We start from the raw sequence: 9,412 nt of genomic DNA, 5'->3' as shown, positions 1-9,412 counted from the left end.
CTGTTCAAAAAAATAAAAAGTTAGCTCACTTTTCATTCCAGAAGAATCACAAACTAAAAGATATTTTTTGTCTTTTGTATCTTTAACCATTATTTGACATTTATCTTTATATTGATCTTTATCAGTTTGCGGGAAGTTACTTATTGTTATGGATTCGGGGGGGGCATTCAAGGATAAGACAGTAGGAGCAACAACCACAGAACCTACTCCCACAACAGCTATTAAAGCTTTTGCAATTAAAGAAAAAGCCTCCATCCCAATGAAGAATTAGTAAATCAATTTTATTGACTAGCTAAAGACTTTCTAGTATTTGAGTTAGCTTAAGTTCAGATTTCCCAACATTTCTCAACAATTCATTAGAGCTAAGCATCCCAACAACTCTAAAAGTATTTAAAAAACCAGTTTTTCAAGAGAAAAATTTCTCAAATCTAAAAAAAACTATAGATTTATAGGATTTAAGGGTTAATTCCTTTAATTTGGCAATAGAAGTAGAGAGACAAATAATTGGGCAGTCAAATTCTTTCAGAAACTTAGAGTCTGGCATTTGAGTCAAAGGTTCTAAAGAAGAGAGTAGTACTCATCAATTAGGTTTAGATTCTGAGATAACACAGAACTTAAAGGCTCTTGCTTTTTGATATGTCTTTTGATAGTAATTAGAAAGTAAGAAGGCAAGAGACAATGAAGCTCAATTAATTCTCTTGCAATATATACAAGCAAAGGTATCTTTTCTAGTTAATAAGTTGTAACTCTCTAATACTTCTTTCCTAAAAGCTAGTTGTGAGATCGCTCAATGAAACCTCTTAAAGAAGAAAAATCTAGAAGAATAGTCTCTATTTCCTTTGTAACCAAATCTATTCTTTCAGGAGTGAAGTGAAAAACCTAAAAAGAATAGAACAATAAAGGGAAAGAAAAGAATTGATAAGGGGAATAGTGTTCTATTTTGAGTGGTACTTTCCATTTTCAGTAGAAATAAAAACTTTATCCCCCACCTTACAGAAAAGGGGAATTAGGGCCTCATGCCCAGAAGCAAACTGAGCTTTTTGCACTTCACTATTGACTGGAGTTAAGTCAACTATGGTTAAGTGAACTTTTTCCGGTAAGACAAAGTCAATTAAGTTAGTTTGGAATCATACTAGTTGAAGGGTAATTCCTTCTTCTAGAAAGTTACTAGCTCATTGATATTCTTCCACAGAGAGTACATATTCTTCATAAGTTTGTACATCACAGAATTTAAGTAAATCTTTTTCTCTGTGAGTGAATATTACTTCTTGTTTACTTAGGTTAGCTCTTTCTAATCTTTGGTTAGAAAGTTCTTCAATGAAGATAGCTTTAGTGTAGAGGTTTTTAAGTTTGCATTTAACTATCCCTCCTCTCATAGCTGTCTTATTGAAGGAGTGATCAAGAACTAAATGAGGTTCACCTTTGTAGAGAATAGTTTGCCCAGCTCTTAACTCCCTAGCCTCTAGCATTGTAGACATAACTCTTTTACTTTAATTTAAGCCACAAATTGGCTTGAAAATGGTTGATTAAGAGACTTAACTTAGTGGTTGTTTTGGCGAAGGAAACTCAAACTTTGTTACTTCTTTTTTGATATTTCCTTCACATAACATAAAGGCTTTACCTTCATCCCAAAACCCTTTTCCTTCCTCAAATGATTTGCAGACACAAGATAGAGGAATACCATTTAGATTTTCTAAGCCATTATCTTTTTCAAATCCTGAAAGGGTTGAAGTAGCATTAATATCTCTGTACTGCAAGTTCATTGTTGTAGTAACTTCATTAAAGCCTGCAAAAGTGGTTAATGTCTTTATTCGCTCTTTGAAGGAGTATTCTTGTGTTTCACTAAGCAGATAAAAAAGGAGATCCCCCTTCTTTGTATTAGCTTGACAGACTATTATTTGATCTCCGAGCTTACTTTTGACTAAGGTATAGCAATATTTATCTGATAGGAATTGTTTCACTTGTTCTTCTTTATTGATTCTTTGTTGTTTAGTATTAGACCCTAAGTATTTGTGGGTTAGTGGGATTGTGATACCAGTTACACCCCCTGCGCCAGCTAGAGCTAAAGCCAGTAGTCGAACTGTATAAGACATAAGCTAGGTTAAAAAGGGGCTTGAATTATCTTATTTACTGGGTATTGTTTCCACAAACTGAGAATAATCTCCATAATTTTTAATGAAATATAAGTTTTTTCTTTTTCTTGGAAAGTCTCTTTGACCCACAAAAGTCTTAGTTTGATTATCTCAATATATATTTCTAGAGGTAATTACTTCTGAGTCTGGAGTTAAGTGCGGCTCTTTAGAAATTGAATAGAAATAAGGTATTTCATCTTCTTTCTCTATAACAACCACTGGATATTTAGAACAGTTGGCTTTAGTCAATTTATTCTTTCCTATCTCTTGATCCGAAACTCCTAGATAACTTCTTGTTCTTCATCAAGTATTTCATTCCTGTCATCAAAAACCATTGAAGTTAGAGCAATTTGGCTTATTGGAGTCGAGTCATCTTTGAGAGTCATACTTTGTCCCAATAGTAAACAAACCTTTACTGTTTATGTGTAATCCAATGTTTTTGTTCAACTGCCTGAAATATTGACATTTAGTATCTCATTGAAGAATTATGAATGCTCATTCATCCCATTTAGCAATAATGGTTAGGGGATTACTTGAGTCATTGATCTCTGCATCTGAATAGAAATCTTTAAGAAATTCAGTAACAGAAATAGTTTTGGGGTTTATTTCTGGGATTAATTTATTTGTCACTGGAATTAGATCCACTTTCCTCATTGATCTTTGAGTTACGACCTGTCTCGGAATGGGAAGAGCGACATTGTCTAGGCTTCTCGAGAGTTGTATGGTTTTTTGTGGAACCCTTGGAGTTACTTCTGGAAAATCTATAGAACTAAATTGAGATATTTCAAACCAGTTGTGTGATTCAGGTGAATTAGTTATTAATTTCTTGTTTTTATGGAATCCCCCCCGAATTAGGAAATATTGAGCCAGCGAAAAATAGCAAGGGAGACAATCCAGTTAAGCCCAGTCCAGAGAATAGAGTAAGAGATTTAGTATTCATTTACTTGTTTCGTTATTAAATTTTCTAGTTTTTAAAGATTCAAAGTAAAGAAGAAGGAATCGTTCTTAAGATTTAAAAAATACTAAAAAATGAAAAGATTTTTAGACACTATAAAAAGGATCAGTAAAATCTTTTCAGGAAAGGACTTTGTATTACTCTTATTAAAATTAATTGTTTTCAAAGCCTAAAGAATATTAAAAGGTTGATTAAATTAATCTAATGGCTCTTATCCCTTTCCTTTCCTCTTTAATTGTTACTTGTGGATTTATGGCCGGAGTTTATGCCCCTTTATCATTTGCATTTCTTGATACAAACTCAATATCTTCCGTATCAAAAATAATTTATTCTCCAGAAAAGTTAAGTGTCACAGATCCAGTCTTGGGTTGTAATGAACACGAAAGGAATTACAAGGTCTATTTAGTCGTAAGCGAAGAGGGGGAAAAAGATTGAACGAAAGAGTCAGCGAAGGACAAGGTAACCTTCAAAGTTGTCGATGTTAATGGTGGTGAGAAAATTGTATGGGGTTTAGGAGTTCAGGAAGATAACAAGTTATCTAATTGGAAACTCCGTTTTGGAGATAATATGGAGGTAAAATTAAACGTTCCTCAGGAAGGTAGTGCTTTCAGTGACAGTAATTATCAAGCAATTACGTGTCAAGACAAAAAGATTGAGAGAGAATTAAGCGATAGAGGTAGGGAAGTAACTGTTTCTGCCGAGAAAGAAGGTCATAGCGGTTCAACTATACTAAAAGTTGAAGTCGATCAGAAACGGTGTACTGATAAGAGTAACGAGAATAAAGAAGAATGTGAAATAAAACTAGTTCAAGGACTTAATTTGAAGTGAACAGAAGATTTTAAACCGAAAGCAATTTTCCCAAAATCGAGTAAAAAGTAGTAATTTTTAAGTTTTTAGTAGCATTTTTTTAAGACAGAATTTTCAATTTAATTTCTTAAAACCTTTACTAACGCTGTCTCTCTTTGTATATATAAGAAAAAATTGTGTCTAAAAAATTTTTAGATGAAGAGATTAATAATTTGTTCTATTTAGGATTAAAAAACTGAATTAAATTAAGCAAAAAAGCTTTCTGGAGCTGGCCTTATTCTTTGAAAACGACGTCTTATATCTCTTAATCGCCTCATTAAAGGGGAAAGTGTTTCTTCTCAATCAATTTGTTGTCAGAATCAAGCTTTTTCAGGTTTTCTGTAATAAAGATCTTTTGGATCCCAATCCCTTCATTCAGTCTTAACTCTAACAGCAAGATTTGAGATTCTATATTTATAAGGACCTCTCTTTAATATCTTTTTCCAACCCCCAGACATGGAGAATAAATAACCTTCTCTGTCCAGCATGGCTATTTATTCCTATTATTTGCTTAATTTAATACTTCCCTCCAAATTCTATGAAATCGCCCTTTAGTAGAGAAATTTATTGTGATTAATTGTTCAATGCATATTTTGTTACCAAATTTAAGTTATTTTCATCTTTTTCAAAAGAATAATTAAATAAGTTATTTAATAGTTAGTTAACAATGCCATTTTGGATGGGAGAACTTTTTTGCGGCCCAGGAGGATTAGCTTGAGGAGCAATAAATGCAGATATTGGATCTGAAGAATTAAAGATTCAGCATAGATGGGCTAGTGATTTTGATAAAGATACTTGTGAAACTTATAGAAACAACATTTGCCCCAACTCCCGAGATACTGTCTATCAAGAAGATATAAAGACTTTAGATATAGAAAAGTTAGAACCAATAGATGTTTTAGTGTTTGGTTTCCCCTGTAATGATTTCAGTCAAGTAGGAAAGCAGAAAGGATTGGAAGGACAGTTTGGTGGCCTATATGCCTATGCTGTTAAAGCTCTCAAGCATTTTAAGCCCAAGTGATTTGTTGCTGAAAATGTTCCTGGATTGATTTCTATGAAAAGGGGTGCTGTTTTCAAGAAAATAATGAGAGAATTAGAGGAAGCTGGCTATTCACTCACTCCCCACCTTTTTAAATTTGAAGACTATGGTATCCCTCAATCTCGACATAGATTGATTGTGGTTGGAATAAGAAAGGATATTGATGTCAAATATTTAATTCCCTCTTGTGAACCTTTTGAAAATATTGATAATAGCTGTAAGTTTGCTTTAGAAAATCCCCCAATTCCTTCTAATGCTTGCAATCATGAAATTCCAAAACATTCCTCTTTGGTTGAAGAAAGATTAAAGCATATTTCCCCTGGTAAAAATGTTTTTTCAGAAGATTTACCTTTACGTCTTCAATTGAAAGTAAAAGGAGCTCGTTTTAGTCTTACTTATAGAAAACTAGATCCTAAAAACCCTTCCTATACCATTATCGGAAGTGGAGGAGGAGGATCACATGTGTATCATTGAGCAGAACCAAGAGCCCTTACTAATAGAGAGAGAGCAAGACTTCAAACCTTTCCAGATGATTTTGTTTTTGTCGGTAATAGAACTAGTGTTAGAAAGCAAATAGGAATGGCAGTTCCTTGCCAAGGAGCAAAAATAATTTTTGAAACCATACTTAAGTGCTTTGCAGGAATTAAATATCCTTCTATACCTCCCTCCTTGAGCCTTTAAATAGTTAATGTGAGCAAAGATTCTCTCTTATTAACTAGCATTTCTCCACTTTTAACAGAAAAAGATCAAGTAACTATAGTAGATTGTTTTTATGAACAGTTAGATAAATCAAATGCTTTGGATATTTTGGTAGGATATTGTTCTAAAGCTTCTCTAGAAAAATTAGATACATTAATTTTTCAAAAAGGACTTAAAAATATTTGTCTTATTCTAGGAATGTATTATTTTGAAGGCTTTCCTAAAACTCTGTATGAATTAGTTATTGAATTAAACAAGAAATGATGCGCATTAAAAGTTGGAGAAATTAGAGTAATACATTCGTTTAAATATCACGGTAAGCTCTATTGCTTTTATAAGAACAAAAAATTTTTTTCCGCTATTCTAGGTTCCGCTAACTTTAGTTTTTTGGGCGAAAAGAAGGAGAATCAAAGACAATATGAATTAGCTACTTTATTCAGAAATAAGAAGATATTGAAGCAAATTTCAGCTCACATTGAACAGATAAAACAGAAAGATTGTTCAGAAAATATTTCTTTTTTGAACAATATCCAAATAATTAGTGAAAAAGGAGAAACTATACCAAATATTGATCCAATTGAGACTAAAAAAGTAGCTATAGTTCAAAAATTACAGGAATCCAACCCTAGATATGTTTTCCATCTTCCCCTGAAAGTTCCTTTTTATAGAAATAGATTCAGTCCCTTGAGATCTAACTACACAAAATCGAATTTAAATGCTTGTTACGGAGCCCCTAGGGGGAAAGGAGGTCCACATAGAAGTTGATGAGAAATTCAGATAATTGTTAGTAGAAAAATTATTAACCAGAAAGGATATCCAAAAAGAGGAGAGTGATTTTATGTAATTACTGATGATGGATATGAATTTAAAGCACATGTTGCAGGAGATAAAGGCAAACAATTTGCCCCAGTCGGCGATGAAACAATCTTAGGAAGATGAATAAAAGGAAGATTAGTGAAACTAGGCATAGTTAATCCTGTAGAAGATGTTTCTTTAGATATCAATAGAGAGGGAATGATTACTAAGGAAATGTTGGAGAAATATGGAGGAGATGTTTTGGTCTTAAAGAATACTGGTGAGAAAAAACTAGATGAAGAAGGAGTTTTTAGAAATGTTTGATTTTTGTCTTTTCCTAGAAAGGTTATCAGCTATTAGTAATTTGAACTAAAAAAACTATTTTTTGTGAGATCTGTACATAACTCAAAAGAAGATCCTAGTAAAGATTATTAGTATAGGTGCAAAAAAGCAAAACAGTACATCTAAACCTAAAGCCATTTTCATTGATCTCAGATCATTTTTCAATTTATTGCTTGTAGAATTGCCCCCCCCTGCCGAATTGGCACATTTAAAGAAATTAGCAATCTTTAAGGCATAAGCAATTATTAAGACTAAATAAGCAATTGCGAATAAAGGAACTATGCCAGCTAAACTTGCAGGGTTTTGAGACAAACTAATTAATAGAGCTACTAATATTGGTATTCCAATGAAACACGCCACTAATTGTCAAATCCAGAATCTTACTATGTTTTTTGCAGCTTGCACTCACTCCCTGCTCATTTAATTACTAAATATCCTCTTCAGTTAGGAGGATATTAACTGATTCTCGTTCCAAAAAGAGATATTTTAAAAACAAGCTCTTTATTTAATTGAAGTCTTGAAAAATTAAAAACATAAGACCAACAAAATTATTTATTTCTAAATAATATGGCAAAGTTAGGAGACTTAGTAGATTTAGTAAGAAGACAAAATAAGGATTTAATTACCGAAACTCTTGTAGGTGTTGATATAAACAAGAACTTAATTGAAGAAAAAATAAAAGGGAAGAAGACAGATCTTCGAAAGTTACAGATTGTTGAAAAAGGATGTTTTGTTATGAGTGGAATGAGTGTCGGGAGAGATAAAAGAGTCCCTGTGGCTTTATATTTTGGAGATCAGCCTTTGGGCGCGAGTAGTTCTAACAAATATTATGTGTTCAAAGTTAAAGATCCAAATTTATTAGCTGAATACTTAAACCTAATTTTTAAAACATCAAGAATAGATCTAATGGGAATATATCTTTCGGGACAAGGATGTAGAGGAGAATTAACTTGAAAAAACTTTTCTCAAGTTTCTATTTCAATCCCTTCTTTAGACAAGCAAGAAAAAATAGTTCATAAATACCAAACAGTAACTAGATATATAGAAATAAAGAGGAGAATTAATGAATTATTTGAAAAACAAATGACCGCCTACTTCCATATCTTGTTTGATGAATTAACTGATTACACCATTAAGAATTTTGGAGAATTATTCACCATTATTAGAGGAGGAAGACCTCCTCGCGGAAATCTAGAACAAGAAAAGAAATATTTTTGTAAGGAGCGCGGAATTCCTTGATTACAGGTAAGAGATATTTCTAGGAAAGATTACAAATTTGTGAGTGAAACTTCTGAACAATTGACTCTAGAGGGGTTTAGGAGAGGTAGATGCACCATGCTCGGGGGGGGCACATTATTTTCCGCCACAACGGCGGTTCAGATGCTATTAAAAAAATAACAATTAATTTCAATAACATATGCGTTGATTGTGTGTTTCTAGGAATTAAACCGCAAGAGGATATTGGAGTGCCTTTTCTTTTTTATTTATTGAAGGAAAATATTGGAATAATACTAAGAAAATCTACAGCCTCTACTAAAACTGAGACAGTGAAAAAAGAAAAATTGACTCTACATCCAATTAAGTTTCCCTCTCAAACCTTAATTAATAAGTTCAATAATTTCTGTGAGCCTATTTTTGAGTTGCAAAAAAGTAATGAACAGATAATTAAGAGGTTTTTGAGAATGCAAAAATGTTGAGTTGAAAGTTTGGATTAAGAAATTTAAGAGCTCGATTAGTATAGGAAAATTGCCCTTAAAATTCAGAAAAAGGTAGTCTTTACCTTTAATTCTCTTAAGTGAGCCTTAGAGCAATTATCTCAATCTCCGGAGCTATTGGTGCAGGGGGGGGCATAACCTCCCTTACGCTTTGACAAACAGGTCAATTTGGGAGCATAAACTCCAATGTCAATAGTTCTGTTACTTCTACCTCTTCTGGCTTAAATACAGAAAATTTAACTGCACTACAAACTTCTTCAAGCCCCACTTCTTCCGTCGTAAAAAACACTATTGAAGAAAATTGTGAAGTTATTGCAACCGCAGGAGAAAATATTGCTCAGAGCCTAGGAATAAAAGAAGATGATTACACAGTAGTTTTTTGTAAAGATACTAATTCCAAAGATTCTAAGAAGAAAATTTCGAATAATTGAACAGGCTTATTTCCAAATGATTTATTACGTTTGAACGATGAAAATCATACTATGAGAACGAGATTTAATATAGAGACAAACACAAAAACTTTAAACCTAGATGAAGATGAAGAGGATGAAAGCGAAGATGAAAAATATGAAACCACCTTTAAAGGAAATGGGTTCTTATTTTCTCCTATGGTAGGAAAATGAGAAAATGATTCAGAAAATATATCAGGAAAATCAGTAACTAGAGTCTCTGTTGAAGACTTATTTGGCGATACCCATACCATTTATCTCCTATTTTCCGCAAAATAATTCTTAATTTTTAGGAACCCCTTTAATCTAAAACGTTTTTATCTATATAAAGAAACAATATTCTCATAAAATTAAAGAGTTAAGTGCCATTCTCCTTATAAAAGATGTCTTTCGGCTCAAGAGCTCTTATCGCAATTTGTGCATTAGGGGGGGGCGGTAGT

Annotated in this window: 12 protein-coding genes and 1 pseudogene; 6 read left to right on the top strand and 7 right to left on the bottom strand. The window is 32.7% G+C overall.

Annotated features, from left to right (window positions below):
- From DNK47_RS03010 to DNK47_RS02990, 5 genes and pseudogenes are all read right to left on the bottom strand, one after another.
- Positions 1 to 255: pseudogene (locus DNK47_RS03010) on the bottom strand (hypothetical protein); the annotation flags it as partial.
- 37 nt (positions 256 to 292) lie between these two features.
- On the bottom strand, positions 293 to 958 hold the full coding sequence (locus DNK47_RS03005) for a hypothetical protein (RefSeq protein WP_112665825.1): 666 nt from the start codon (positions 956 to 958) through the stop codon (positions 293 to 295).
- Positions 936 to 1,478, bottom strand: coding sequence for a translation elongation factor P (locus DNK47_RS03000; protein ID WP_112665823.1), 543 nt, complete (start codon positions 1,476 to 1,478; stop codon positions 936 to 938). The genes DNK47_RS03005 and DNK47_RS03000 overlap by 23 nt, the downstream gene beginning before the upstream one ends.
- Before the next feature lie 57 nt (positions 1,479 to 1,535).
- Positions 1,536 to 2,093, bottom strand: a complete 558-nt coding sequence (locus DNK47_RS02995) for a hypothetical protein (RefSeq protein WP_112665816.1) — start codon at positions 2,091 to 2,093, stop codon at positions 1,536 to 1,538.
- 30 nt (positions 2,094 to 2,123) lie between these two features.
- Positions 2,124 to 2,786, bottom strand: a complete 663-nt coding sequence (locus DNK47_RS02990; protein ID WP_146737543.1) for a hypothetical protein — start codon at positions 2,784 to 2,786, stop codon at positions 2,124 to 2,126.
- A 505-nt stretch (positions 2,787 to 3,291) separates the two neighbouring features.
- On the opposite strand from DNK47_RS02990, the gene DNK47_RS02985 reads away from it, so the two are divergent.
- Entirely contained in the window at positions 3,292 to 3,966 is a 675-nt protein-coding gene (locus DNK47_RS02985) for a hypothetical protein (protein ID WP_112665812.1), read from the top strand.
- Between the two features lie 173 nt (positions 3,967 to 4,139).
- Here the strand turns inward: DNK47_RS02985 and DNK47_RS02980 are convergent, their stop codons facing one another.
- Positions 4,140 to 4,421 (bottom strand): hypothetical protein, encoded by a 282-nt coding sequence (locus DNK47_RS02980; RefSeq protein WP_112665810.1) that lies wholly within the window; start codon positions 4,419 to 4,421, stop codon positions 4,140 to 4,142.
- 179 nt (positions 4,422 to 4,600) lie between these two features.
- Here DNK47_RS02980 and DNK47_RS02975 point away from each other — a divergent pair, with 179 nt between their 5' ends.
- Both DNK47_RS02975 and DNK47_RS02970 read left to right on the top strand, forming a co-directional pair.
- Positions 4,601 to 5,653 (top strand): DNA cytosine methyltransferase, encoded by a 1,053-nt coding sequence (locus DNK47_RS02975; protein WP_112665808.1) that lies wholly within the window; start codon positions 4,601 to 4,603, stop codon positions 5,651 to 5,653.
- 9 nt (positions 5,654 to 5,662) lie between these two features.
- Positions 5,663 to 6,826, top strand: a complete 1,164-nt coding sequence (locus DNK47_RS02970; protein ID WP_112665806.1) for a restriction endonuclease PLD domain-containing protein — start codon at positions 5,663 to 5,665, stop codon at positions 6,824 to 6,826.
- An 18-nt stretch (positions 6,827 to 6,844) separates the two neighbouring features.
- On the opposite strand, the gene DNK47_RS02965 is transcribed toward DNK47_RS02970, so the two are convergent.
- Positions 6,845 to 7,228: a hypothetical protein gene (locus DNK47_RS02965; protein WP_146737542.1), complete on the bottom strand. Its 384-nt coding sequence runs from the start codon at positions 7,226 to 7,228 to the stop codon at positions 6,845 to 6,847.
- A 147-nt stretch (positions 7,229 to 7,375) separates the two neighbouring features.
- Between DNK47_RS02965 and DNK47_RS02960 the strand changes: the two genes are divergently transcribed.
- The 3 genes from DNK47_RS02960 to DNK47_RS02950 all read left to right on the top strand — a co-directional run bounded on the left by DNK47_RS02960 (position 7,376) and on the right by DNK47_RS02950 (position 9,251).
- A complete protein-coding gene (locus DNK47_RS02960) occupies positions 7,376 to 8,206 on the top strand; it encodes a restriction endonuclease subunit S (protein ID WP_112665804.1) in 831 nt (276 codons plus the stop codon).
- A gap of 68 nt (positions 8,207 to 8,274) precedes the next feature.
- The gene (locus DNK47_RS02955; RefSeq protein WP_220084660.1) at positions 8,275 to 8,523 is read left to right on the top strand and encodes a hypothetical protein; all 249 of its coding nucleotides are present in this window, start codon (positions 8,275 to 8,277) and stop codon (positions 8,521 to 8,523) included.
- Between the two features lie 80 nt (positions 8,524 to 8,603).
- Complete coding sequence (locus DNK47_RS02950; protein ID WP_112665800.1) at positions 8,604 to 9,251, top strand: hypothetical protein; 648 nt, start codon at positions 8,604 to 8,606, stop codon at positions 9,249 to 9,251.
- Positions 9,252 to 9,412: the final 161 nt, after the last annotated feature.

The organism is Mycoplasma wenyonii (assembly GCF_003265155.1).
GTDB lineage: Bacteria > Bacillota_I > Bacilli_A > Mycoplasmatales > Mycoplasmoidaceae > Eperythrozoon_A > Eperythrozoon_A wenyonii_C.
Note: the sequence above shows the minus strand (reverse complement) of the source record. Positions and strands in the feature narration are given on the sequence as shown.